The organism is Gordonia sp. NPDC003376, assembly GCF_053589235.1.
On record NZ_JBSFRM010000005.1, the window covers coordinates 35,122 to 59,204 of the forward strand.

20 protein-coding genes are annotated in these 24,083 nt (G+C 68.2%); 11 read left to right on the forward strand and 9 right to left on the reverse strand.

Annotated features, from left to right (window positions below):
* The first annotated feature begins 65 nt into the window (after positions 1 to 65).
* Positions 66 to 1,070, forward strand: coding sequence for a class 1b ribonucleoside-diphosphate reductase subunit beta (gene nrdF / locus ACWDUA_RS07435; RefSeq protein ID WP_449750375.1), 1,005 nt, complete (start codon positions 66 to 68; stop codon positions 1,068 to 1,070).
* Positions 1,071 to 1,371: 301 nt separating this feature from the next.
* Here nrdF and ACWDUA_RS07440 read toward each other — a convergent pair whose 3' ends face one another.
* Entirely contained in the window at positions 1,372 to 2,175 is an 804-nt protein-coding gene (locus tag ACWDUA_RS07440) for a hypothetical protein (RefSeq protein WP_449750376.1), read from the reverse strand.
* Positions 2,172 to 5,183, reverse strand: coding sequence for a DEAD/DEAH box helicase (locus tag ACWDUA_RS07445; RefSeq protein ID WP_449750377.1), 3,012 nt, complete (start codon positions 5,181 to 5,183; stop codon positions 2,172 to 2,174). The genes ACWDUA_RS07440 and ACWDUA_RS07445 overlap by 4 nt, the downstream gene beginning before the upstream one ends.
* 92 nt (positions 5,184 to 5,275) lie before the next feature.
* Between ACWDUA_RS07445 and ACWDUA_RS07450 the strand changes: the two genes are divergently transcribed.
* Positions 5,276 to 6,682 (forward strand): DUF2252 domain-containing protein, encoded by a 1,407-nt coding sequence (locus ACWDUA_RS07450; protein WP_449750378.1) that lies wholly within the window; start codon positions 5,276 to 5,278, stop codon positions 6,680 to 6,682.
* A 28-nt stretch (positions 6,683 to 6,710) separates the two neighbouring features.
* Here ACWDUA_RS07450 and ACWDUA_RS07455 read toward each other — a convergent pair whose 3' ends face one another.
* Together ACWDUA_RS07455 and ACWDUA_RS07460 are read right to left on the reverse strand one after the other, a co-directional pair.
* Entirely contained in the window at positions 6,711 to 7,202 is a 492-nt protein-coding gene (locus tag ACWDUA_RS07455; protein ID WP_449750379.1) for a beta-class carbonic anhydrase, read from the reverse strand.
* A 133-nt stretch (positions 7,203 to 7,335) separates the two neighbouring features.
* Entirely contained in the window at positions 7,336 to 8,355 is a 1,020-nt protein-coding gene (locus ACWDUA_RS07460; RefSeq protein ID WP_449750380.1) for an ABC transporter substrate-binding protein, read from the reverse strand.
* A gap of 303 nt (positions 8,356 to 8,658) precedes the next feature.
* On the opposite strand from ACWDUA_RS07460, the gene ctaD reads away from it, so the two are divergent.
* The 4 genes from ctaD (at position 8,659) to ACWDUA_RS07480 (ending at position 13,017) form a co-directional block, all read left to right on the forward strand.
* On the forward strand, positions 8,659 to 10,410 hold the full coding sequence (ctaD, locus tag ACWDUA_RS07465; protein ID WP_449750381.1) for an aa3-type cytochrome oxidase subunit I: 1,752 nt from the start codon (positions 8,659 to 8,661) through the stop codon (positions 10,408 to 10,410).
* Between the two features lie 86 nt (positions 10,411 to 10,496).
* Positions 10,497 to 11,714, forward strand: coding sequence for a phosphoserine phosphatase SerB (gene serB / locus ACWDUA_RS07470; RefSeq protein ID WP_449750382.1), 1,218 nt, complete (start codon positions 10,497 to 10,499; stop codon positions 11,712 to 11,714).
* A complete protein-coding gene (locus ACWDUA_RS07475) occupies positions 11,711 to 12,568 on the forward strand; it encodes an aminoacyl-tRNA hydrolase (protein WP_449750383.1) in 858 nt (285 codons plus the stop codon). Before serB ends, ACWDUA_RS07475 begins: the two co-directional genes overlap by 4 nt.
* Positions 12,565 to 13,017 (forward strand): cupin domain-containing protein, encoded by a 453-nt coding sequence (locus ACWDUA_RS07480; protein WP_449750384.1) that lies wholly within the window; start codon positions 12,565 to 12,567, stop codon positions 13,015 to 13,017. The genes ACWDUA_RS07475 and ACWDUA_RS07480 overlap by 4 nt, the downstream gene beginning before the upstream one ends.
* 250 nt (positions 13,018 to 13,267) lie before the next feature.
* Here ACWDUA_RS07480 and ACWDUA_RS07485 read toward each other — a convergent pair whose 3' ends face one another.
* Positions 13,268 to 14,293, reverse strand: a complete 1,026-nt coding sequence (locus tag ACWDUA_RS07485; RefSeq protein WP_449750385.1) for an LLM class flavin-dependent oxidoreductase — start codon at positions 14,291 to 14,293, stop codon at positions 13,268 to 13,270.
* Positions 14,294 to 14,489: 196 nt separating this feature from the next.
* Here ACWDUA_RS07485 and ACWDUA_RS07490 point away from each other — a divergent pair, with 196 nt between their 5' ends.
* Positions 14,490 to 15,365, forward strand: a complete 876-nt coding sequence (locus ACWDUA_RS07490) for an ABC transporter ATP-binding protein (protein WP_449750534.1) — start codon at positions 14,490 to 14,492, stop codon at positions 15,363 to 15,365.
* 186 nt (positions 15,366 to 15,551) lie between these two features.
* Complete coding sequence (locus ACWDUA_RS07495; RefSeq protein WP_449750386.1) at positions 15,552 to 16,352, forward strand: NUDIX hydrolase; 801 nt, start codon at positions 15,552 to 15,554, stop codon at positions 16,350 to 16,352.
* A 28-nt stretch (positions 16,353 to 16,380) separates the two neighbouring features.
* Here the strand turns inward: ACWDUA_RS07495 and ligD are convergent, their stop codons facing one another.
* Positions 16,381 to 17,376, reverse strand: coding sequence for a non-homologous end-joining DNA ligase (gene ligD / locus ACWDUA_RS07500; protein ID WP_449750387.1), 996 nt, complete (start codon positions 17,374 to 17,376; stop codon positions 16,381 to 16,383).
* Between the two features lie 97 nt (positions 17,377 to 17,473).
* Here ligD and ACWDUA_RS07505 point away from each other — a divergent pair, with 97 nt between their 5' ends.
* Both ACWDUA_RS07505 and ACWDUA_RS07510 read left to right on the forward strand, forming a co-directional pair.
* Positions 17,474 to 18,262: an enoyl-CoA hydratase/isomerase family protein gene (locus tag ACWDUA_RS07505; RefSeq protein WP_449750388.1), complete on the forward strand. Its 789-nt coding sequence runs from the start codon at positions 17,474 to 17,476 to the stop codon at positions 18,260 to 18,262.
* Positions 18,263 to 18,416: 154 nt separating this feature from the next.
* A complete protein-coding gene (locus tag ACWDUA_RS07510) occupies positions 18,417 to 19,406 on the forward strand; it encodes a class I SAM-dependent methyltransferase (RefSeq protein ID WP_449750389.1) in 990 nt (329 codons plus the stop codon).
* 197 nt (positions 19,407 to 19,603) lie between these two features.
* Here the strand turns inward: ACWDUA_RS07510 and ACWDUA_RS07515 are convergent, their stop codons facing one another.
* Both ACWDUA_RS07515 and ACWDUA_RS07520 read right to left on the reverse strand, forming a co-directional pair.
* Positions 19,604 to 19,972 carry a hypothetical protein gene (locus tag ACWDUA_RS07515; protein WP_449750390.1) on the reverse strand — a complete coding sequence of 123 codons (369 nt, stop codon included), beginning with the start codon at positions 19,970 to 19,972 and terminating at the stop codon, positions 19,604 to 19,606.
* Between the two features lie 192 nt (positions 19,973 to 20,164).
* Entirely contained in the window at positions 20,165 to 21,373 is a 1,209-nt protein-coding gene (locus tag ACWDUA_RS07520) for an alpha/beta hydrolase (RefSeq protein WP_449750391.1), read from the reverse strand.
* 115 nt (positions 21,374 to 21,488) lie between these two features.
* Here ACWDUA_RS07520 and ACWDUA_RS07525 point away from each other — a divergent pair, with 115 nt between their 5' ends.
* On the forward strand, positions 21,489 to 22,757 hold the full coding sequence (locus ACWDUA_RS07525; protein ID WP_449750392.1) for a THUMP-like domain-containing protein: 1,269 nt from the start codon (positions 21,489 to 21,491) through the stop codon (positions 22,755 to 22,757).
* Here the strand turns inward: ACWDUA_RS07525 and ACWDUA_RS07530 are convergent.
* Entirely contained in the window at positions 22,644 to 24,014 is a 1,371-nt protein-coding gene (locus tag ACWDUA_RS07530) for an MFS transporter (protein WP_449750393.1), read from the reverse strand. The genes ACWDUA_RS07525 and ACWDUA_RS07530 overlap by 114 nt on opposite strands.
* Positions 24,015 to 24,083: the final 69 nt, after the last annotated feature.

Genomic DNA, 24,083 nt, shown 5'->3' on the forward strand with positions numbered 1-24,083 from the left:
ACAGGCATGCGATTCTCTCAGACCGACAACACTTTCCGAATCAGCGAGCGAGTAGGGGAAGACCGATGACATCCACCGAGAGCCATAGTCCGGCCGACGGTGCGCCGATCAAGCTGGTCAGCCGGGTCTCGGCGATCAACTGGAACCGCGTCCCCGACGAGAAGGACGCCGAGGTCTGGGATCGCCTGACCGGCAACTTCTGGCTGCCGGAGAAGGTGCCGGTGTCCAACGACATCCCGTCCTGGGGCACCCTGACCGAGTACGAGAAGCAGCTCACCATGCGGGTCTTCACCGGCCTGACGCTGCTCGACACCATCCAGGGCACCGTCGGTGCGGTGTCGCTGATCCCCGATGCGGTCACCCCGCACGAGGAGGCGGTGCTCACCAACATCGCGTTCATGGAGTCGGTGCACGCCAAGAGCTACAGCTCGATCTTCTCCACCCTGTGCTCCACCAAGGAGATCGACGAGGCATTCCGCTGGTCGGAGGAGAACGAGAACCTCCAGCGCAAGGCGCACATCGTCATGGACTACTACCGTGGCGACGACCCGCTCAAGCGCAAGGTGGCATCGACGCTGCTCGAGTCGTTCCTGTTCTACTCGGGCTTCTATCTGCCGATGTACTGGTCGAGTCGCGCCAAGCTCACCAACACTGCCGACCTGATCCGCCTGATCATCCGAGACGAGGCGGTCCACGGCTACTACATCGGGTACAAGTATCAGCGCGGACTCGAGACCCAGTCGGCGGAGCGTCGCCAGGAACTCAAGGACTACACCTTTGAGTTGCTCTTCGAGCTCTACGACAACGAGTCCGACTACACCGAGGCTCTCTACGACGAGGTCGGTCTGACCGAGGACGTCAAGAAGTTCTTGCGCTACAACGCCAACAAGGCGCTGATGAACCTGGGTTACGAGGCGATGTTCCCGAAGGACGAGACCGACGTGAACCCGGCGATCCTCTCGGCGCTCTCGCCCAACGCCGACGAGAACCATGACTTCTTCTCCGGGTCGGGCAGTTCGTACGTGATCGGCAAGGCCGTCAACACCGAAGACGAGGACTGGGACTTCTAGTCACCACAACGTGAATGCGGCCGGCGGGGTGATCCCGCCGGTCGCATTTCGTCCTGTCGGTCGTCGGTGCACACATCCGCGCGTCGTGCGGGGCCGCGTCGAACAGCAGCTGGTTGCGTCGTCGAATTCGGCTCGCCGAGATTTCGACACGCTTCGTCGCTGCGCTCCTCATCGGCTCAATCACCAATCGCTGGTCGTTGCGGTTGTGGGCGCGATTGTCGATCGCTGGTCGTTGGGTTGTGGGCGCGATTGTCGATCGCTGGTCGTGCATGTCGTCGGGTCATCGGCAACGGTGCCGGACTCACTCCTCGATGATCCGGTCGTAGAGATCGGTGAGATCGTCGATGGCCTCGGCGATGTCGCCGGGGGCGATGCCCGACGCCCGCAGGGCGGCGCGCAGGGCGGTGCCGTCGAGGTCGGTCAGGGGATTCATCCGTGGTGGCGACGGCACCGACGGTGCCTTCGCACCGGTGCCGTAGAAGTCGACGCGTGGCGGTGCACCGGACGGCTCGTCGGACTCGGTGTCCCCGAGGTCGGCCGGGGCGTCCGGTCGCGTCGGCGACAGCTCCTCGACAGCGTCGAGCAACTCCGACAGCGACGTCCCCATAACGGTCAGCAGGGTGGTGGGGGAGCGGTCGATCTCGGCGGCCACCTCGAACATCGTCGACAGCACATGGATGCAGCGACCCGAATCGTCCGGGCATGTGCAGTCGCCGGCGACGTCGGCGGACTCGGTCGGCAGGACCAGCTCGCCCAGCGTGCGCGGCTGCTCGCCCCGGGCCAACGACATCACCTCGGTCACACCGTCACGAGCGGAGAGCAACGTCACCACGGTCGGGGTGTCGACGGTCCGGAACGACACGATGACGTCGAACGGGTCGAGCTGACTGCCCTGCACCGAGGACGTCACGCTTCCTGGCCGCACCGACAGCTGATGAACGTGACGATCCCGGAAGTATCTGCGGGCCTTGGTGATCCGTGTGCTGTCGACGGCCGGAGCGCCACCGTTCCCGGCATGCCGACCCTCGACCACGTCGATCAGCGCACGTGACCACGGCGTCACCGCATATCCTCGCACCGGTACCGTGCCACGGCGGGCGCTCACTCGCTCACCGCTTCCTCACGCAGCCGGAACAGGTCGAACAGCTCCTCGTCGCCGAGGTCACCCATCCAGTTCTCCCCGGTCGACACCGTCAGTCGCGACAGCTCCCGCTTCTTGGCGATCAGGTCGTCCACCCGCTCCTCGAGGGTTCCCACGCACACGAAGCGCCGCACATGCACCCGCTGCGTCTGCCCGATCCGATAGGCACGGTCGGTGGCCTGGTCCTCGACCGCCGGATTCCACCACCGGTCCACGTGCACCACATGATTGGCGGCGGTCAGGTTGAGTCCGGTGCCGCCGGCCTTGAGGGTGGCCAGCAGGATGGGCGGACGGTCACCACCCTCGCCGTGCTGGAAGCGCCGCACCAGCGCATCTCGCTCGTCACGCGCCACACCACCGTGCAGCAGTGGGATCTCGGTGTCGAGCAGCTCGGTCAGCCACTCCGACAACATCTCCCCGAACACCGCGAACTGGGTGAAGATCAACGCCTGATCACCCTCGGCGACCAGGGTGGTGACGATGTCCTCGAGCAACTCGAGCTTGCCGGACCGATGCCGTCCACGGCGGGTCACCGGGGTCCCGTCGGCGAGGTAGTGCGCCGGATGATTGCAGATCTGCTTGAGGCGGGTGAGCGCGGCGAGGACGGTCCGGCGACGCAGTGCGCGTTGCTGCCGGTCGCGCAATGCCTCCATCAGGTCGTCGATCACCGCCCGGTACAGCGCCGCCTGCTCCACGGTCAGGTTGGCGCGAACGGTGATCTCGTTCTTCTCCGGCAGGTCGGTGATGATGGTCGGATCGGTCTTCTCCCGCCGCAGGATGAACGGACGGGTCAACCCGGCCAGCCGTCGGATCGTGGCCGGATCGCGGTCACGTTCGATCGGTTCGGCGAACCGGTTACGGAATGTCGAGGCCGAACCGAGCAGGCCCGGATTCACCAGATCGATCACCGCCCGCAGATCCTCCAGCCGGTTCTCCACCGGGGTGCCGGTCAGGGCGATCCGGTGCTCGGCCGGAATCGTCCGGAGAGCCCGTGCCGCAGATGTTCTCACGTTCTTGACATGCTGTGCCTCGTCGACGACGACGCGTCGCCACGGGTGCGCCGCCAGCGCATCGCGATCCCGCGTGGCCAGGGCGAAGGTGGTCAGCACCACGTCATGGGTGTCGTGGACCTCGCGGAACCGTTCGCCCTTCGCGCGATCGGCGCCGTGGTGTATCGCCACCCGCAACGACGGCGCGAAGCGTGCGATCTCGGCGGCCCAGTTGCCCACCACCGACATCGGGCACACGATCAGCGTCGGCAGGTGTGCGGGCCGCGCGTCGGCCTCGGATCGTGGGTCGCCGTCGAGTGCCGCCTCATGGCACAGCAGGGCGATCACCTGCACCGTCTTGCCCAGACCCATGTCGTCGGCGAGCACCCCGCCGATCCCCAGCCCGGACAGATGGGCCAGCCATTCCAGCCCACGCTGCTGATAGGGCCGCAGCGAGGCGTCGAGCAGTCGGGGCGAGGGGATCGGAACCGGGCGCAGCGCACCGGATTCGGCGATCTCGTCGAGCCAGGTGAGGCCCTGCACCGAGGTGACCGGAACCGGCGGCTTCTCACTCTCGTGGGTGATCATGCCGAACAGCTCACCCATGTCGACCTCATGTCCGGTCCCCGACAGGGCGCGCTGTGCGGTGACGAACGACGCGGCCCGGGTCAGGGCGGCTCCCTCGGCGCGCACCCAGACGCCCCGGATGCGGACCAGATCGCCCTTCTGTCGGGACAGTTCGTCGAGGTCGGCCTCGCCGAGGGTCAGGGCGTCGGGGCCGTCACCGAGTGCCAGCCGCCACTCGAACTCGCGGATCTCCCGCAGTCCCACCATGCGGGCCGGCGCGCCGCCGCCCGGGACCGGCCGGGCCCGCACCCCGAGCGTGGGTCGTATCTCGGCGATGGTGCGCGGCAACAGAACCGGGAACCCGGCGTCGGCGAGCGCACCCGCCCCGGTGGCGAACAGTGACTCGGCCATCGCGGTGGGCAGGAGGAAGTCGAGGGTCGCGCGATCCGGGTCGGCGCGGGCGAGGTCGGGGAAGGCGCGCACGGCCGCCGCCAGATCGGTGGTGATCTCGTCGAGATCGTCGGCGTCGAGGCGTTGGGGCGCAACCGGTTCGACATGCCCGTCCGCCGAGCGTCGACACACCTGCAGACGCCAGCGCAGCACATCCGGATCGACAGGACCGGAAGCTCTTGTCGTGGAGATGAAGTCATCGTCGTCGTCGAACCGGGGATCGGGTGCGTCGGGGTCGTCCGGCTCGTGTAACCGGAACACCAGGGCCGAGTCGGCGGCGGGGACACTCGCCGCCCAGGCCGACCACGCTGCGAGCGCCGCGGCGACGGTGGCCTCGGCGGGCACCGTCCCGTCGGCGACCAGTGCCCGCAGCAGTGGTGCGGTGACGCCGATCGGTCCGAGGGCGGCCGGCGACGCGGCGATCCGGGACCGGCACTCGTGGTCGGTCAGCTCCACCGCGAAGTCCATCAGTGCTGCGGCTCCGCCGTTCTCGCCGAGCGCGGCGGGCGCGCCACCGGTGATCACCGCCGACCACGCCCGCCACGCCGAGGTCGATGCCGGTTGCCATCGCATCACGGTCTCGCCGGCCACCTCGGCCAGGGCGGGCACCACCGACCCCGCCGCGGTGAAGCGCCGGACCCCGTCGAGCAGATGCCGATACCAGGTGATGTCCCCCGGCACCGACAGGGAGCGGGTCGCATCGAGGAACGACACCGCCGACGCGGTGCCGAGGGTGAGGGTCGCGACGAAGCGTCGTCGGCCGTCGGCGTCGATCACACCGACCTGACGGCGAAAGCGTTTGCCCGACAGCAACGACCGCAACGGCTCGGGGATCTCGTCGGGCCATGGTTCGGTGTCCGGCCCGGGTCCACGCCCGGGGGTGGCGGCAACCCACACCGCCAGCCCGATCCCCGGGCGCCACAGCGCATGCAGGCCGACCTGCGTCGTCGGGAGCGGTGTCGGCATGGCACCCAGATTAGCGACCGGTCCGGACACGACTCCGGGACATCACGCGGGGGGAGCTCGCATGCGGGGCCCGGTTGGGTGAGACTGTCGGGATGACGATCACCGATCCGCTCGTTCCGCCGCCGCCGACCCACGGTGAGGCGCTCGCCGCCGGGCCCACCGAGTACCCCGATGAGGGACGCTCGACGGGGCGCGCCGCCCGCAAGATCGTGCCACGTACCGCGCTCGGTGACTGGAACCCGGACACCCGTGGGCATGATGCGTTGCAGACCATCCTGGCGCAGAACGACATTCGTGACGAGCGGCTGTTACCGATCCGGCACGGCCGGATGTCGGCGTCGCCGTGGACCTACTATCGGGGGGCGGCCGCGGTGATGGCGGCCGACCTCGCGTCGCGTCCGAACACCGGCATCACCGTGCAGATGTGTGGTGACGCGCACGTCCTCAACTTCGGTCTCTGGAACACCCCCGAACGCACTCTCGCCTTCGACCTGCGCGACTTCGACGAGACACTGCCGGGCCCGTTCGAATGGGACCTGCTGCGCTTCCTGGCGAGCCTGGTGGTGCTCGCCCGCGACAACGGTGTCGATGCCGGGACCGCGACCGAGGCCGTGCGTGCGGGGTTCCGCGGCTACCGCACCTGGATTCGTACCTATGCCGGCTGGCCGATCCTGGACGTCTGGGGGGAGAAGATCGCCGTCGACGATCTCGTCACCTATCTCTCCACCCCCGACAACGAGGACCGCATCGACACCTACCTGGAGAAACGTGCGCAGAAGCGGACCAGCCGCGGGGCGTCGAAGAAGCTGACCCACCTCGTCGACGGTCGCCGCCAGATCATCGAGGCGCCGCCGTACCGGGTGCATGCACTGAGCGACTACGGCGAACTGCTCGACGACGTGATCGTGGCCTACTACTCCTCGATTCCGGAGAACGTCGCCGCCCTGCTACGACGCTTCGACCTGGTCGACGCGGTGCAGCAGGTGGTGGGCGTGGGCAGCGTGGGGATGCGCGTGTTCCTCAACCTCGTCGAGGAGCATGCCGGCGGCGATCCGCTCTTCTTCCAGGTCAAGCAGGCCGGTCCGTCGGTGTACGAGCAGTTCCTGGCACCCAGCGGGTACGAGAACCACGGGCAGCGCGTGGTCAACGGGCAGCAGCTCATCCAGAGCGCCTCCGACCGCTTCCTGGGCTGGACGCGGATCGGCGATCTCGACTTCTATGTCCGGCAGTTCCGCGACGGCAAGCTCATCCCCAACGGCCCCCTGGTGGCCGGCATCCTGGCCGAGTTCGCCACCGCCTGCGGCCACGTGCTGGCGCGGGCCCACGCCCGCAGTGGTGACGCCCGCGCGATCGCCGACTACCTCGGCAAGTCCGCCAAGGCCGAGGAGTCGGTGGTGCGTTTTGCGCAGGCCTACGCCGATCAGACCGAGCGTGATCATGCGCAGCTGGCGGCCGCGGTGGCCGACGGGTCGATCCCGTCGGCACCGGGCTGGCCGTGATCGCGGGACGGGCCCGCGGGGGCACGGCCTAGTCGGTGACCTCGTTCAGCCTGCCGGTGGCCACGTCGAAGACGAAGCCGCGCAGCGAACTGGTCTTGGTGATGAACGGGCTGGTGCGGATCCGGGTCAGCGACTGCCGGACGTCCTCGTCGACGTCGGGGAACGCCTCGGCCGCCCAGGCCGGCTTCTGCCCGGTCTCGTTCTGGATCTCCCGCTTGAAGGCATCGTCGGTGAAGGTGAGCATGCCGCAGTCGGTGTGGTGGATCAGGATGATCTCGGTGGTGCCGAGCAGGCGCTGACTGATCGCCAGCGATCGGATCTCGTCGTCGGTGACGACGCCGCCCGCATTGCGGATGACGTGCGCCTCACCGTCGGCGAGACCGAGGATGCGGTAGACGTCGAGGCGTGCGTCCATGCAGGCGACGACGGCGACGTGGCGGCTCGGCGGCAGGGGGAGGGGACCGGTGAAGGTCTTGGCGTAGTCGGCGTTGTTGGCCAGGTATTCGTCGGTGACGGTCATGGGTCCACCGTGCCGAGCCGGGCGGTGTCCGGTGAGGGTTGGATTCGCCGGGACCACAATGCTGGCATTCCCGGCGGATTCATGCACGTCGGGCCATGGGTCCGGTCATCGGTGGTGAGGCCGGCGCCCGGACTCAGGAGTTGCCGTTCAACGATCCCTTGATGTCGTTGAGCACCAGCCATGCCGCGGCGAGCCCGTCGCCGCCGTACCAGACCTCGTCGTTCACCGACAGCACGCGCTTCCAGGTGGGTGCGCCCATGTCGAGCCAGCGGTCGCTGAGCAGCACCTGCTCGCCGTGCTCGAGTCCGCCGGCGCCCTCGAAGCTCACGTAGATGAGGTCGGCGTCGGCGTCGGTGAAGGTCGCGTCGGTCACGGTGAAGCCCTTCGCGCCACGCTGCGATGCCGGACGCTGTACCCCGACCTGCGCCAGGATCTGGCCGGCGAAGCTGCCGGTTCCGGCGATCTTCTCCGCGTCGGCGGTGAACCGCACCAACGACACCTGGGTGTGTGCGGCATCCATCCGGCGACCGGTCTTGGCGGCCTCGGTGTCGAACTCGCCGAGCAGGCGCCGGGCCTCGTCGGAACGCCCGACCGCGTCGGCGACCGACTGGAACCGTGCCCGCCAGTCGCCGGCCGGGATGGTCACCGACCGGGTGCCGGTGAACGCACCGGCCGATCCGACGGTCTGCGCGGTGGTCAACACCAGATCGGGCGCCGCGGTGCGCACCGCGGCGGCGTCGGGGGAGGCGCCGATCGTGGGTACCGCGGTCAGCTGCGGTCCGAGGTAGGCAGGGACCGATCCGGGCGCCGCGGTGACAGCCGTGACACGCGGGCCGAGGCCCAGGGCGCACAGATCGTCGAGCAGGGCCGGATCGGTGACGACGATCCGGGTGGCATCCGAGCGTGGATCGTTCACCGCGGTCGGTGCCAGGCAGGTCCGCGCGTAGTCGCGGTCGGCGGAGACGATGTTGACCTCGGCCACCCGGGTGGTCGAGGTGGAGATGGTCTTGCCGTCCGGGGTGGTCAGCGCGGTCTGCTCGTCGGAGCACGCGGTCAGCGCAAGCAGGGCGGCGCATGCCGCGCCCGCGGCCACGAGCACCGAACGCCGACGACCTGTCCTGCCGCCGCGTCGCATACCCGTTGCCTGCTGCATCTCGCCACCGTCCTGCACACCGACAACCTAGCAGGGGAGCCATCGGTGACCGTGGTGCCTCGGCGTGCCGGTGCGACACGTCGTCGAGCAACACCCGACAGGCCGTTCCGGCACGGCGTGGCGCACCCGATCACCGGCCCTGACCTGGCCGAACGAGACGACCGGGAAATTGAGTACGACAGATCGTAGGACCCGTTCGGACGGGGCGGGGGGAAGGGTTTAGGATCGGTAACCAGCGCTCGGTTGTTTCATGTGCCGACCCGGGAATACGCGTCCCGATCCGGTCGGGCAAGAGGAGGATCTGTGACTGCGGTAGACCAGCCAGCCACGCAAGTGGCACCAGTGCGACCATTCCCGGAGCGCTATCAGCCCAAGGGATCGTTCATCTACAAGCTGATCACCACGACCGATCACAAGCTGATCGGCATGATGTACATCGTCGCGTGCTTTGCGTTCTTCTTGATCGGTGGCCTGATGGCGCTGCTGATGCGCGCCGAGCTCGCCCATCCGGGAATGCAGTTCCTGTCGACGGAGCAGTTCAACCAGCTGTTCACCATGCACGGCACGGTGATGCTGCTGATGTACGCGACCCCGATCGTGATCGGTTTCGCCAACTTCGTGCTGCCCCTGCAGATCGGTGCGCCGGACGTGGCGTTCCCGCGCCTCAACGCCTTCGGCTTCTGGTTGTTCGTGTTCGGTTCGACCGTCGCCCTGGGTGGCTTCATCACCCCCGGTGGCGCCGCCGACTTCGGCTGGACCGCCTACACCCCGCTGACCGACGCGATCCACTCGCCCGGTGTCGGCGGTGACCTCTGGATCATGGGCCTCGGTGTCTCGGGTCTCGGCACCATCCTCGGTGGCGTCAACATGGTCACCACGGTGGTCTGCCTGCGTGCACCGGGTATGACGATGTTCCGCATGCCGATCTTCACCTGGAACATCCTGGTGACGACCATCCTGATCCTGCTGATCTTCCCGCTGCTGACCGCGGCGCTGCTCGGCCTCGAGGTCGACCGTCAGTTCGGTGCGCACCTCTACGACCCGGCCAACGGTGGCGTCATCCTGTGGCAGCACTTGTTCTGGTTCTTCGGTCACCCTGAGGTCTACGTCATCGCGCTGCCGTTCTTCGGCATCGTCTCGGAGATCTTCCCGGTGTTCGCGCGCAAGCCGATCTTCGGTTACTCCGGCCTGGTCTACGCGACCCTGGCGATCGCCGCCCTGTCGGTGGCCGTGTGGGCACACCACATGTACGTGACCGGTGCCGTCCTGCTTCCGTTCTTCTCCTTCATGACCTTCTTGATCGCGGTCCCGACCGGTGTGAAGTTCTTCAACTGGATCGGAACGATGTGGAGAGGTCATATGACCTTCGAGTCGCCGATGCTGTTCTCGGTGGGCTTCATCGTCACCTTCCTGTTCGGTGGCCTGACCGGTGTGCTGCTCGCCAGCCCGCCGCTGGACTTCCACCTGTCCGACAGCTACTTTGTCGTCGCCCACTTCCACTACGTGCTCTTCGGCACCATCGTGTTCGCGACCTACGCCGGCATCTACTTCTGGTTCCCCAAGATGACCGGACGCATGCTCGACGAGCGCCTCGGCAAGTGGCACTTCTGGCTGACCTTCATCGGCTTCCACACCACCTTCCTGGTGCAGCACTGGCTGGGTAACGAGGGCATGCCGCGTCGTTACGCCGACTACCTGCCGTCGGACGGGTTCACCACGCTGAACATCGTCTCCACCACCGGTGCGTTCATCCTCGGCCTGTCGACCCTGCCGTTCCTGTGGAACGTCTTCAAGAGCTACCGCTACGGCGAGGTCGTGACCGTCGACGATCCGTGGGGCTTCGGCAACTCGCTCGAGTGGGCCACCAGCTGCCCGCCGCCGCGCCACAACTTCACCGAGCTGCCCCGAATCCGTTCGGAGCGTCCGGCGTTCGAGCTGCACTATCCGCACATGATCGAGCGGATGCATGCGGAGGCACACGTGGGCCCAGGCCACAACGGTGATGACCACGCGCCGGTTGCGGCCGGAGCGGGCCGTCACGACGCAGACGCCTGAGTCGCGGCTGAACATTGGTGGCACATTCCCCGGAATCCCACACCACGTCTGCACCCGGATCGGCATCGTCCGCTCCGGGTGCAGTCGTGAAGACCACCCTCCTGATCACCGTCACCGGACCGGACAAGCCCGGTGTGACGTCGGTGCTGATGGGCGCACTCGCCGGACAGCAGGTCAGCCTGCTCGACGTCGAGCAGGTGGTGATCCACGATCAACTCACACTCGGCGTGCTCGTCGCTGCGACCGGTGACCCCGAACGGGTCCAGGACGTGATCGAACAGGCGATGTCGTCGATCGGGATGGCCGTCACCGTCGAGGTGGACGCCCGGACCGACGGGCACCGTCCGTCCAGCCACGCCGTGGTGATCCTCGGCAGTCCGGTGACCGCCCGCGCGTTCAGCGCGGTTGCTGCCGAACTGGCCGGTCAGGGCGGCAACATCGACTCCATCCGCGGCGTCGCCGACTACCCGCTGACCGGTCTCGAACTGATGGTCAGCGTCGCCGGACGTGACAACGCCGCCGCCGACGCCGCCCTGCGCAAGGGGTTGGCCGAGGTGGCCTCACATCACGCGATCGACATCGCCGTCGAGCACGGTGGCCTGGCGCGGCGTGCCAAACGGCTCATCGTCTTCGACGTCGACTCCACGCTCATCCAGGGTGAGGTCATCGAGATGCTCGCCGCCCATGCCGGCCGCGAAGCCGAGGTGGCCGCGGTCACCGAGGCCGCGATGCGGGGCGAGTTGGACTTTGCGCAGTCGTTGCATCAGCGGGTCGCAGCCCTCGCCGGTCTCGACGCCGCCGTGCTCGACGAGGTCGCCGGCTCGTTGCAGCTGACCCCCGGTGCCCGCACCACGATCCGCACCCTGCACCGCCTCGGCTACCACTGTGGTGTGGTCTCGGGCGGATTCCGTCAGGTCATCGACGGGCTGGCACACGAGCTCGAACTGGACTTCGTTCGCGCCAACACCCTCGAGGTGATCGACGGAAGGCTCACCGGCAAGGTGATCGGAGAGATCATCGACCGTCCCGGCAAGGCGAGCGCACTGCGCATGTTCGCCGACGAGGTGGGGGTGCCGATGGAGCAGACCATCGCCGTCGGTGACGGCGCCAACGACATCGACATGCTGTCGGTGGCCGGACTCGGCATCGCCTTCAACGCCAAACCTGCGCTGCGCGAGGTGGCCGACGCCGCCCTGAACTATCCGTTCCTCGACGCGGTGCTGTTCATCCTGGGCGTGACCCGCGACGAGATCGAGGCTGCCGACGCGGCCGACGGTGTGCTGCGTCGCGTACCACTGGAATGAGCGTTCCCGACGAGTTCGACGACACCGCGTCGGTCCCTGATGCGTCGGTCCCTGATGCGGTGGTCCCTGGTGCCGCGGGACCTGATGCGTTCGCGGGGGATTCGTCCGGTCGGGATCCGTTCGAGGACGACTACCACCGTCTGACCCGGTACGTCGGCGGGGCCGACGATCCGGAGGATCCGGCCGACGTCCTCGCGATGCAGATGGTGCTGCGGATCGAGAAGTCCGCTCCACCGGATCGGACCGACCTGCTCACCGCTGCCGCCCGCGCCGTCGCCCTGCTGTGCCTGGACGACCGCGCCGGCGGTGACGGACCGTGGGCGGCGCCGATGGATGCCTGGTGCGATGCCCGCATCCGCAAGATCTCGCGACGTGCGCGCGCGGGTCAGTGGGCTGCAGCGCAAGAGGTCTGGGGCATCACCGCGCAGTCGGGTGACGCGCAGGCCAGGGCCTTGGTGCCGGGCCGCGTCGGCGATGTGGACAAGCGGATCTCGCGTTTGCAGATCGGCGGCACCGACGTCGACGGCGAGTTGCCCACGGCGCCGGATGGTCCCGGCATCTGTCTGTGGGTCAGTCCGACCCTGGAGATGACGGTCGGCAAACTGGCCGCCCAGGTCGGTCACGCGTCGATGCTCGCGGTACGGCTGCTCGACGACGCCGCCGTCCGCCGGTGGCGCGACGGGGGTTGTCCGCTGTATGTCTGTCATGCCGATGACGCAGGCTGGCAGCGGCTGCTGGCCGCCGACGCGACGGGGCGGGCGATCGCCGTGCGAGACGCGGGATTCACCGAGATTGCACCCGGATCGGTCACCGTGATCGCCGAGATCGTCCCGGCGAGTGAGGAATTCCCATGAGCACAGCAGCGGACCTGCCCGCGTGGGCACAGGGGATCGGACTGACCGCCCATCCCGAGGGAGGCTGGTACCGGGAGACCTGGCGCAGTGACATCACCGTGCCCGCCGAGGCCCTGCCCGGTTACGACGCGCCGCGGGCCGCAGGCACCGCGATCCTGTTCCTTCTGCTACCCGGCGAGGAATCGGCGTGGCACACCGTGCGCGGCGCCGAACTGTGGCTGCATCATCGCGGCGCTCCGGTCGAACTCGACCTCGGTGGTGGCGACGACACCCCTGCATCGGATCCGCAGACCGTGCACGTGGGGCCGCGGGTGGAGGACGGGCAGCAACCGCAGGCGCTGGTCCCGCCCGGTACCTGGCAGCGTGCCCGATGTGGCGGTGACGAGGCCTCTTTGGTCAGTTGTATCGTCGTTCCGGGTTTCGACTTCGCCGACTTCCGGCTCGCCTGAACCGAATTCGCGTACCCCGCTCCTCCGGGTGTGGCGGCGAGCAACGCTCGAGCGGGTCCGGTGATCGCGTTCGATGGTCGAGCCGGGACCGAGCCCGAAGGGCGGGGACCCGTGTGGAGGCCTGGTGTGTGGCGATGTCCACTGCCATCTCGACGTCGACCGGGCGATGTCGACGGGCGTACCCCACGGCCGTCGACACCCCTGTCGGTTGCGTTGGGGCGCAACCACATCCCTGCTGACGGCGCGGTCGTCAACCCTGGACGGTGGAGATCTCCTGCCGACCGGTCGGTTCGGCGGGCGCAGGTGCCGGTGCCAGATGTTCCAGCGTCCGCAGCCACACGTCCCGATCCGGGGCGAGCGATGCCACGATCACCTCGTCGGCGTCGGCATGCCCGGCGAACCAGTCGAGATAACTGCGCACCTCTTCGGGCGTGCCCACCCCGCAGTAGGTGAGCATCTCGTCGATCTGACGGCCCTGCGGCATCGACAGCACGGCGTCGGCCTCCTCATCGGTGAACGTCCGTCCGCCGCGCCCGAACAGCGCGGTGACCCGTGCACGTTTGGCCTGTTGTAGTTGCGCGCGTGCGACATCGCCGTCCTCGTCGACGATGACTCCGGCGCCGGCGATCACATATGGTTCGGCCAGTTGCTCGGACGGCTGGAACTTCTCCCGGTAGATCGCGACCGCCTGGTTGAGCGCGGCCGGTGCGAAGTGTGAGGCGAAGGCATAGGGCAACCCCAACGCCGCTGCGAGCTGCGCGCCGAACAGCGATGAGCCGAGAATGTACAGCGGGATGTCGGTGCCGCGTCCGGGGGTGGCGTTGACGCCGGTGACGCGGGTCGAATCACCGAGAAATCCTTGCAGTTCCAGGACGTCGTTGGGGAAGCGGTCGGCCGAGGAGATGTCGCGGCGGAGGGCGGCGAAGGTCTGCTGGTCACTGCCGGGCGCACGGCCGAGACCCAGATCGATCCGTCCGGGATGCAACTCGGCGAGAGTGCCGAACTGTTCGGCGATGGTGAGTGGCGCGTGGTTGGGCAGCATCACACCGCCGGCGCCGAGCCGAATGCGGGAGGTGTGTGCGGCGACGTGGGCGATCAGAACCGCCGGCGCCGACGACGCGATGGTCGACATGTTGTGGTGCTCGGCGTACCAGATCCGGTGATAACCCCAGTCCTCGGCGTGCATCGCCATATCGGTGGACGCCGACAACGATTCGGCGACGGTCTGGGACCGGCCCACCTGGGCGAGGTCGAGGATCGACAGTGGAAAGGCCATGTAGTCCTCAAGGTCGGTGATGGCCCCGATATTCCGCGCAGGCCGGTCGGTGATCTTTCGCACGTCGCGTGAGGTGGGGTCGAAGACGTTGTCGGCGTGGTCGTTTGGCAGCCTTGCCGTTTGACATGATGAACTCTCTCGTGACCGGCATTCGTCGCCGTGTCCCGGTACCCCCGACTGCGCCGGGTAGGGCACGATAGAACGCGTGAGCGCCAGTGATTCCGAACCCGCCGACACCGACCGATCCACCTCCGATCCCGACCTGCTCATCGACTTCCGCGACGTCGCACTGGTCCGGGGCGGTAACAACCTCGTCGGGCCGGTCGACTGGCAGGTCGAACTGGATGAGCGGTGGGTGATCATCGGGCCCAACGGTGCGGGCAAGACCTCGCTGCTGCGGATGGCCGCCGCCGAGGTGCACCCGTCGTCGGGCGTGGCGTTCGTGCTCAACGAGCAGCTCGGCCGGGTGGAGTTGCGGGAGCTGTCCACCCGCATCGGTGTGGCGAGCCCCGCGCTGGTCGACCGCATCCCCGACAGCGAGATCGTCGCCGACGTGGTGATCTCGGCCGGGTACTCGGTGATCGGCCGCTGGCGTGAGACCTACGACGAGATGGACCGCGCCCAGGCGTTGGAGTCGCTGGAGTCGATGGGTGCCGAGCACCTCGCCGATCGCGCCTTCGGCACGCTGTCGGAGGGCGAGCGCAAGCGCGTCGTCATCGCACGTGCCCTGATGACCGACCCCGAACTGCTGCTGCTCGACGAGCCCGCCGCCGGTCTCGACCTCGGTGGTCGTGAGGAGCTCGTCGAACGGCTGTCGGTGCTGGCCGCCGATCCCGACTCGCCGGCGATCGTGCTGATCACCCACCACGTGGAGGAGATCCCGGCCGGATTCACCCACGCGATGCTGCTGTCGGAGGGTGGGGTGGTGGCGCAAGGGCTACTCGGCAAGGTCCTGACGTCGAAGAACCTCTCGGAGGCGTTCCGGCAGCAGATCACGCTCTCGAAGGTAGACGGTCGGTTCTTCGCCCGCCGGAGCCGACGTGCGGGCGGGCACCGGCGAGCCGCCGAGTAGAGGTACCGGCGAGCCGCCGAGTAGAGGTACCGGCGAGCCGCCGAGTAGAGGTACCGGTGAGCCGCCGAGTGGGTCCCGGTCACGCCGCAGGACAACCCCGGGTGCCCTCGGTGGTACGACCCGCCGATAGTGTCGGTCTGTGCCCCGGGACACACTCGGTCCCGCGGTGTCGGCAGGAGGTCCTTCATGAGTGCACAACCGGCTCCGCTGCGCGATGCGGCGACCGTCGTCCTGGTCCGCGATTCCGACCGTGGGATCGAGGTGTTCTTGCAGCGGCGCGTCAAGCAGATGGCGTTCGCCGGCGGGATGACGGTGTTCCCGGGCGGAGGCGTCGATCCTCGTGACGCCGACGCCGACCTCGCCTGGACCGGCCCCGATCCGGCGTGGTGGGCCGAGCAGTTCGCCACCACCACCGAACTCGCCCAGGCGCTGGTGTGTGCTGCGGTGCGTGAGACCTTCGAGGAGTGCGGGGTGCTCCTCGCGTCGTCGGGGGAGCGGTTCCCCGACCCGGCGTCGCTGCGCACCGAACGGGCCGCGCTGGTCGACAAGAGCCTGTCGTTCGCGGAGTTCCTGCGTGGACAAGGGCTTTCACTGCGCGCTGACCTGTTGCGCCCGTTGTCGCACTGGATCACCCCGGTCAACGAGTCCCGGCGTTACGACACCCGTTTCTTCCTTGCGCGGGTCCCGGCCGGGCAGGACCCCGACGGCGCGACCTCCGAGGCCGACGTCGCCCGGTGGGCCGGAGCGCAGGACGCGCTCGACGCGTGGTCGGCGGGGCGGCACTTCCTGCTGCCACCGACCTGGGCGCAGCTGACCGAGGTGGCCGCGCATCCGACGGTCGCATCGTTGATGGCCGTCGAGCACGACATCCACCCGATCCAGCCGGATGTGGGGTCGGGCACACAGCTCACCTCGCTCTCGTTCGAGCGGTCGGCCGACTACTTCGCCGGCATGGCCGACAACGTGCCCGAGAATCTGGGTCTCTGACCTTCTGTGGTGCCGAGCTGGGGAGGGCTCAGCGATCGAGGTCGACGACGTCGGGTTCGCCCGGGTGCGCCTCGGAGGTGAGGTCGTCGTTGTCGGCCCACTCCAGCAGGGTGTCGATACGGTGGGCGACGTCGTCGATCTCGGCGTGCAGGTCGCCGAGGTCGGCGAAGCGGGCGGGCATCGTCGCGATGGTGAAGTCGTCGGGTTCGACGTCGTCGATCTCGTCCCAGGTGACCGGCGCCGACACCGTGCCACGCGGGTTGCCACGCACTGAATACGCCGCGGCCATCGTGTGGTCGCGGGTGTTCTGGTTGTAGTCGACGAACACCGCGGCCGGATCACGGTCCTTGCGCCACCAGGCTGTGGTGACGTCGTCGGGTGAGCGGCGTTCGACCTCACGGGCGAACGCCAGCGCGGCCCGACGGACCTCGGCGAAGCCCCACTCGGGTGCGATCCGCACGTAGATGTGTAACCCCCGGCCGCCGGAGGTCTTGGGGAAGCCGCGCATCCCCAGGTCGTCGAGCACCTCGTGGACCACCTGTGCCACCCGGCGGATGCGGGGGAAGTCGCAGTCGGGCATCGGGTCGAGGTCGATGCGCCACTCGTCGGGGGATTCCGGGTCGGCGCGCCGCGAGTTCCACGGATGGAACTCCACCGTCGACATCTGTACCGCCCAGATCACGCTGCCCAGTTCGGTGACGCACAGTTCGTCGGCGGTCCGGCCGAACCGTGGAAACCACAGCTCGGTGGTCTCCACCCAGTCCGGGGCGCCCGCCGGGATGCGTTTCTGGTGCACCTTCTTGCCGTCGACGCCCTTGGGGAAGCGATGCAGCATGCAGGGACGTTCGCGAAGCGCGCGCACGATGCCGTCACCCACCGACAGGTAGTAGTTCGCCAGGTCGAGTTTGGTCTCCCCGCGTTCGGAGAAGTACATACGGTCCGGACTCGACAATCGGACGGTCCGCTCACCGACCGTGAGCATCACCGGATCGCCGGCGGACGAGGACTCCGGGGCCGGGCTCATGGGTGCCACTGTAGGCGTCCGGAGTGAGCCGCGGAGGCCGGTGGCACCTACTTACCCGACAGTCACCCGCCACGCCGGGGACGGTAGCCTTCCCCCCATGGCTGAGTTCGTGACCCTCGAGACTTCCGACGACCATCCCGGCGTGGGCACCATCCTGCTCAACCGGCCGCCGATGAACGCGCTGAACCGGCAGGTGCAGGACGAGCTGGCGGCCGCGGCCGCCGAGGCCACCGACCGCGACGACATCAAGGCGGTCATCGTCTACGGCGGGCCCAAGGTGCTGGCCGCCGGCGCCGACATCAAAGAGATGAACGACATGACCTACGCGGAGATGTCGAAGGTGGCCGGTCGCCTGCAGCGCGCACTGGGCTCGATCTCCGAGATCCCCAAGCCGACCGTTGCCGCGATCACCGGATACGCGCTCGGCGGTGGCCTCGAGGTGGTCCTCGGTGCCGATCGCCGTATCGCCGGTGACAACGCGAAACTCGGTGTGCCCGAAGCGCTCCTCGGCGTGATTCCGGGTGGCGGGGGCACCCAGCGGCTGGCACGTCTGGTCGGACCGTCGAAGGCCAAGGACATGATCTTCACCGGCCGCTTCGTCGGTGCCGCCGAGGCACTCGAGATCGGTCTGGTCGACGAGGTCGTCGCCCCCGACGAGGTGTACAACGCCGCACTGAAGTGGGCCGGACAGTTCCGCAACGCCGCCTCGGTGGCGCTCGCCGCCGCCAAGAAGGCCGTCGACCAGGGTCTGGGTGTCGACCTCGACACCGGTCTGAAGATCGAAGAGCAGTTGTTCGCCGCACTGTTCGCCACCGACGACCGGGCCATCGGCATGAAGTCGTTCGTCGAGAACGGGCCGGGCAAGGCCGTCTTCACCGGCCGCTGATCGCGAGCGGGGATTCGGGATGGATCGGCCCGCGCAGCGCGGACTACCGGTAGGTTCGTTCGGAGCGCGGAGCGCGGGGCCGAGACGGCGCCGGGGCCGGGGAGGGCCCCACCGACGCAAACGCCGTGACACGGCCAGAGAGGAACATCAGACGATGACGACGACCGAGAACGAGTCGGCCGGGACCCCGATCGACGATCCGGCACCCAACCCGCATGCCACCGAGGAGCAGGTGCAGGCGGCGCTGAAGGACACCAAGCTCGCGCAGGTGCTCTACCACGACTGGGAGGCCGAGACCTACGACGAGAAGTGGTCGATCAGCTTCGACGAGCGCTGCATCGACTACGCCCGCGGCCGTTTCGACGCCGTGGCCGCCGACGTCGAGCTGCCCTATGAGCGAGCCATGGAACTGGGCTGCGGAACCGGTTTCTTCCTGCTCAACCTGATGCAGTCGGGCGTCGCGAAGAAGGGGTCGGTCACCGACCTCTCGCCGGGCATGGTCAAGGTGGCGTTGCGCAATGCCGAGAACCTCGGCCTCGACGTCGACGGCCGGGTGGCCGACGCCGAGAAGATCCCCTACGACGACAACACCTTCGATCTGGTGGTTGGCCATGCTGTGCTGCACCACATCCCAGATGTGGAGCAGTCGCTGCGCGAGGTGCTGCGTGTGCTCAAGCCGGGCGGTCGCTTCGTGTTCGCCGGGGAGCCTTCGACGATCGGTGACTTCTATGCCCGGTGGATGAGTCGTGCCACCTGGTATCTGACCACCAACATCACCAGGTTCGGACCGCTCAAGGGGTGGCGCCGCCCGCAGGAAGAACTCGACGAGTCCTCGCGTGCGGCGGCCCTCGAGGCGGTCGTCGACATCCACACCTTCGATCCCGACGAGCTCGCCGGGATCGCGCGCTCGGCGGGTGCGGCCGAGGTGTCCACCGCCACCGAGGAACTCGCCGCGGCAATGCTCGGCTGGCCGGTCCGCACCTTCGAGGCCGCGGTGCCGCCGGAGAGATTGGGTTGGGGCTGGGCCGGATTCGCCTTCGGCGGCTGGAAGCGGATGACCTGGCTCGACGAGAACGTGCTGCGCAAGGTCGTGCCGCCGAAGTTCTTCTACAACGTCGTGGTCACGGGTACCAAGCCCGAGTAACCGATCAGCGCACCGAGAGTGCGCCCGGGCCAACAGTACTGCCCACCGTCGACGATCGACGGTGGGCAGTTCGGTATCGGGTCACCGGACGGCTGTGGAGGTCTCCGGCGGGTTCATCCCGGGTAGAACGGACCCGACCGACAGAACTGCCCACCGCCGGCGATCGGCGATGGGCAGCCCCTCGCAGTGGAGGTCGGTCAGCTCTCCACGGGGTTGAAGCTCGAGGTGGCGACCGGAACCCCGAGGACCGAGTTGATGGCCTTGAAGCCGTCGCCGGAGCGAATCAGGGTGAGGCGGCTGACCGGTGGGATGTCGGCGTAGGCGCCGGTCGAGGTGTGGACCAGGGTCAACGGGGTGCCGGCGGTACCGATCAGCTGGTCGCCGCGGACCTCGTACGGCGAGCACTTCTGCTCCACCGAACTGCCGTAACGGGTTTCGACGCACAGGTTGTACGTTCCGTCGGGCACTGCGGCCGATGCCACGCCACCACCGACGGCGAGCCCGGCTACCGCGGTTGCGCCGACGGCGGTGGACAGGAGAAGCAGTCGTTTGATCATGCGCAGCATGTTTCCTTAGCCTTACCTAATATGTCAATCTCTGCTGTCGGGCTCTGTGATCGGTCACATCGGACTCGCGCCTCGGGGGTCGTCGGCCGGCAGCCGTCTGCGTGGACCGACGCCGGAGCCCGTTCACCGTGCATTCCCCGGCGACGAGAGTCGTTGTGCGCGAGATGCGGACCCGACCTCCCCCAGGGCCGGTCAGACCGCGATGTCCTCGTCGTGGATCAGGTTGCCCGGCAGCTTCGCGAGTACGGCGGCCATGTTGTACTGCGCCATCGGCGCCTGGTTCTCGACGTCACGGGTGTAGGTGGCGTGACCGGTACTGCCGACCCGGACGATGCCGGTCCGGTCGGTGCCCGCACGCGTGGTCAGTCGGATCAATCGGGGGCTCGACGCCGGATCGCTGCCGAAGATGCCGAGGGTGGCTATCGGGTCGTCGTCGTTGCGCAACAGATACGACTTCCCGCCGGCGAGGTTGAAATCCTCCGGGCCGTAGTCGATGTCGTAGCCGCGGTCGCCGCCGAGTCCGGGTGAGCCGAAGAAGATGGCGTCGTGCACCAGACCGTGGGTCATCCGCAGGGCCTCGGCGGTCACCAGGGAACCGTAGGAATGGCCGAGCGCCACCAGGTGCGGATCGCGATCCGACGCCGCGACGATCCCCACATAGAACCGCGACAGGATCGGGGCGGTGTCGCGGGCCTTGCCCGCCGTGGCCACATGCAGAGCACCCCGCGCCGTCGACACCTTGCCGCCGGGTCCGGTGAAATTCGGTGTGTCATAACCGATCCACGCGATCGCGGCCACCGTCTCGCCTTCACGTCCGGCGAGTCGCAACTGACGCGACGCCTCCTCGCGCAGGAGACGGGCCTCGCCCCCCATGCCCTGATAGGGCAACTCGCCGGTCAGTGACGGGTCGACGGTGGTGCCCAGGCCAGGGGTGGAGATCCCGATGTGGTCGGCGGTGTCGGGATTTCCGACGGCGACCGCCGCGTGGCCCCGCTCACCGCTGTACATGTCGAACGAGATCAGCAGCCGTGGATGTGCGGGCTCACTGCGCCGTAGCTCTCGCTCGATCGCGCTGACGTCGGCGATCTTGCGGTCCACGTACCACTTTCGTGCATCGTCGCTGGTGAACGTGCCTCCGAATCGGTTCCCCGCCAACCTCGCGGTGAGCTCGTCGCTGCGCCGCTGCAGGTCGGCCTTGACCCGGGCGATCGTCGCCCGGTTGGCGGCGTCTCGATCGGCCGCGCGGATCCCGTCGCTGTTGCCGATCCATTCCGGATGGTCGGTCAGCAGTTGGTCGCGGCGGGTGTCGGGCAACTGGGACCACCACACGCTGCGTACCTCGGCCGATCCGGCCAGCTCGTCGGGCCGGACGTCGTCACCGGTCACCTCGTCGGCGCTCATCCCTCGATTATCGCCGCTGGGCCGGCGCTTCGGGGTGAGGTCGACGCGCGGCGAGGGGAGTGTGCGAAGCTGAACTCCCAGCCGTGAATCCCTGCCACCGGAGTGCCGCACCACCATGTCCTACTGCTTCACCGTCGAGGACGTCGCCTTCCTGCGGTCCGCGGCGGGAGAAGTGGCCCTCGCAGAGGTGGCGCGGCTCGCGCTGACGCCGGCATCGATGCTCACCGATGTCGGCGACGTGCGCAGACATCATCCCGACCACGATGCGGCGTTGATCGAGACCGTCCGGTGCCGGCGCCGCGCGGCAGGCAAGCTCCGTCACGCACCGCGGCTGCTCGCCTCCGACGACGCGGTCCAGCAGGCCACCGCGACCGTGGTCGCTGCGCATCGTGCCGCCGATCTGGCCACCCGCTTCCCCGGCGCGGTGGTGCACGATGTGACCTGTTCGATCGGTGCCGAACTCGTCGAACTCGCCGCGGCACCGGGCCTCGGTGGCGTGATCGGCAGTGACCTCGATCGCGTGCGGCTGGCGATGGCCCGACACAACACCTCGGCACCCGACACCGTCGGGAACACCGGACGTCCGCCCACCCTGCTCGTCGCCGACGCCCTCACGCCCACCTCGACCGCCGACGTCGTGGTGGCCGACCCCGCACGTCGGGCCGGAGGATCGCGGGTGTTCCGGCTCGACCAACTCACCCCGCCGCTGACGGATGTGCTGATGGTCTACGCGGGCCGCCCGCTGGTGGTGAAATGCGCACCCGGACTGGACTACCGGCAGCTCCGCGAGCAGTTCGGCGTGGTCGGTGAGGTGCAGGTGACCTCCTTGGACTCCGGCGTGCGGGAGGCGTGTCTGTGGGTGGGGCCGGGTGTCGGCGACGGTCAGCGCGCCACGATCCTGCGGACCACATCCGACGGCGTGGTGTGGACCGAGGAGATCAGCTCCACCGAGTCCGACGACGCCGATGCGGCCGGCGACCCCGGCCGGTGGCTCATCGATCCGGACGGCGCGGTGGTGCGTGCCGGGCTGGTCCGCCACTACGCACACCGTCACCGTCTGTGGCAGCTCGACCCCCAGATCGCGTATCTCACCGGGGACGAGATCCCGCTCGGCGCACGGGGTTTCCACATCCTCGAACGGCTCGACTCGACCGGCGACAAGGTACTGCGCAAAGCGGTCGCAGCACATGACTGTGGCAGCCTCGAGATCCTGGTGCGCGGTGTCGACGTCGACCCGGATGCGCTGCGTAAGCGGCTCAAACCGCGGGGATCACGACCCCTCGCGCTGGTACTCACCCGGATCGGACGCAAGGGCGTCGCCTTCATCTGCGAGGCCGGGGTCCGGAACGTCGGATTCGATGATGCCGCGCCGCAAACGGATTGACGCGCAACACACTGCGGCGACACCGCACAGCCCGGCGGCGACGTGGAAGGTGATGTCGTAGGACCCCTGCGTGTCCCGCAGGTAGCCCGCGCCGAATGCCGCGATCGCCGCACCGATCTGATGGGAGGCGAACACCCAGCCGAACACCACCGGGGTGTCGGCGCCGAAGTAGTGCCGGCAGATCGCGATGGTCGGCGGCACCGTGGCCACCCAGTCCAGACCGTAGAAGACGATGAACACCCAGGTACTCGGTTCGGCATGTGGACTCAGCAGCACCGGCAATGCCATCAACGACGCCCCGCGCCCGAGGTAGTAGATCACCAGCAGCAGTCGCGGGTCGACACGGTCGGTGAGCCACCCCGACAGGACGGTCCCGGCGACGTCGAAGATACCGACCGTCGCCAGCAACGACGCGGCGACGGTGGTGGGCATACCGTGATCGTTGGCCGCAGGGATGAAGTGGGTACCGATCAGACCATTGGTGGTCATCCCGCAGATCGCGAAGCTCGCGGCCAGCAGCCAGAAGGCCGGTACGCGCACGCCTCGGATCAATCCCGATATCGCAGAACCGAATCCGCGGTCGGCGATCTCGGGGTCGGTGGTGTCCGGCGGTGCACCGTAGGCCGTGGTGCCCACGTCGCGCGGATGATCGCGGATGAACAGCAGCACCAGTGGGACCACGGCCAATGCCGACACGGTGACCACCACCGACGCCCATCGCCAGCCGTAGGTCTCGGTGAGATGGGCGACCACGGGCAGGAAGATCAACTGTCCGGTCGCCGACGCCGCCGTGAGCACGCCGGTGACCAGGCCACGCCGGGCGACAAACCAGCGCGTGGAGATGGTCGCGACGAAGCCCATCGAGATCGATCCGGTGCCCAGGCCGACCAGTACGCCCCAGAGGATCAGCAGTTGCCAGCTGGCGGTCATGAACACGCCCAGACCGGTGCCCGCGGCGATCAGCAGCAGTGCGATGGCGAGGATCGGGCGGACGCCGAAGCGATCCATGAGCGCGGCCGCGAACGGTGCGGTGACACCGAACAACACCATGTTGATCGACATCGCGGCGCCGACGGTGGCGTGTGACCACCCGAACTCCATGTGCAGCGGATCCATCATCACGCTCGGGACCGCACGGAAACCGGCGGCGCCCAGCAGTGCGATGAAGCTGACGCCTGCGACGATCCACGCCCAGTGCACACGGACGGGGCGAGGGCGGGGAACGAGGGCTGAGGAACTCACCGAATCATGGTCCATCTCCTGGTGCCACGGGGACCAGTGGCATGATTGACAATATGTCGGAAGATTCTGCCACTGCGCCGACCG

Coding starts and splice junctions, on each gene's coding strand:
- nrdF (WP_449750375.1), top strand. CDS start 66: ATGACATCCACCGAGAGCCATAGTCCGGCCGACGGTGCGCCGATCAAG.
- ACWDUA_RS07445 (WP_449750377.1), bottom strand. CDS start 5,183: ATGCCGACACCGCTCCCGACGACGCAGGTCGGCCTGCATGCGCTGTGG.
- ACWDUA_RS07450 (WP_449750378.1), top strand. CDS start 5,276: ATGACGATCACCGATCCGCTCGTTCCGCCGCCGCCGACCCACGGTGAG.
- ACWDUA_RS07455 (WP_449750379.1), bottom strand. CDS start 7,202: ATGACCGTCACCGACGAATACCTGGCCAACAACGCCGACTACGCCAAG.
- ACWDUA_RS07460 (WP_449750380.1), bottom strand. CDS start 8,355: ATGCAGCAGGCAACGGGTATGCGACGCGGCGGCAGGACAGGTCGTCGG.
- ACWDUA_RS07475 (WP_449750383.1), top strand. CDS start 11,711: ATGAGCGTTCCCGACGAGTTCGACGACACCGCGTCGGTCCCTGATGCG.
- ACWDUA_RS07480 (WP_449750384.1), top strand. CDS start 12,565: ATGAGCACAGCAGCGGACCTGCCCGCGTGGGCACAGGGGATCGGACTG.
- ACWDUA_RS07485 (WP_449750385.1), bottom strand. CDS start 14,293: ATGGCCTTTCCACTGTCGATCCTCGACCTCGCCCAGGTGGGCCGGTCC.
- ACWDUA_RS07495 (WP_449750386.1), top strand. CDS start 15,552: ATGAGTGCACAACCGGCTCCGCTGCGCGATGCGGCGACCGTCGTCCTG.
- ligD (WP_449750387.1), bottom strand. CDS start 17,376: ATGAGCCCGGCCCCGGAGTCCTCGTCCGCCGGCGATCCGGTGATGCTC.
- ACWDUA_RS07505 (WP_449750388.1), top strand. CDS start 17,474: ATGGCTGAGTTCGTGACCCTCGAGACTTCCGACGACCATCCCGGCGTG.
- ACWDUA_RS07510 (WP_449750389.1), top strand. CDS start 18,417: ATGACGACGACCGAGAACGAGTCGGCCGGGACCCCGATCGACGATCCG.
- ACWDUA_RS07515 (WP_449750390.1), bottom strand. CDS start 19,972: ATGCTGCGCATGATCAAACGACTGCTTCTCCTGTCCACCGCCGTCGGC.
- ACWDUA_RS07520 (WP_449750391.1), bottom strand. CDS start 21,373: ATGAGCGCCGACGAGGTGACCGGTGACGACGTCCGGCCCGACGAGCTG.
- ACWDUA_RS07525 (WP_449750392.1), top strand. CDS start 21,489: ATGTCCTACTGCTTCACCGTCGAGGACGTCGCCTTCCTGCGGTCCGCG.
- ACWDUA_RS07530 (WP_449750393.1), bottom strand. CDS start 24,014: ATGGACCATGATTCGGTGAGTTCCTCAGCCCTCGTTCCCCGCCCTCGC.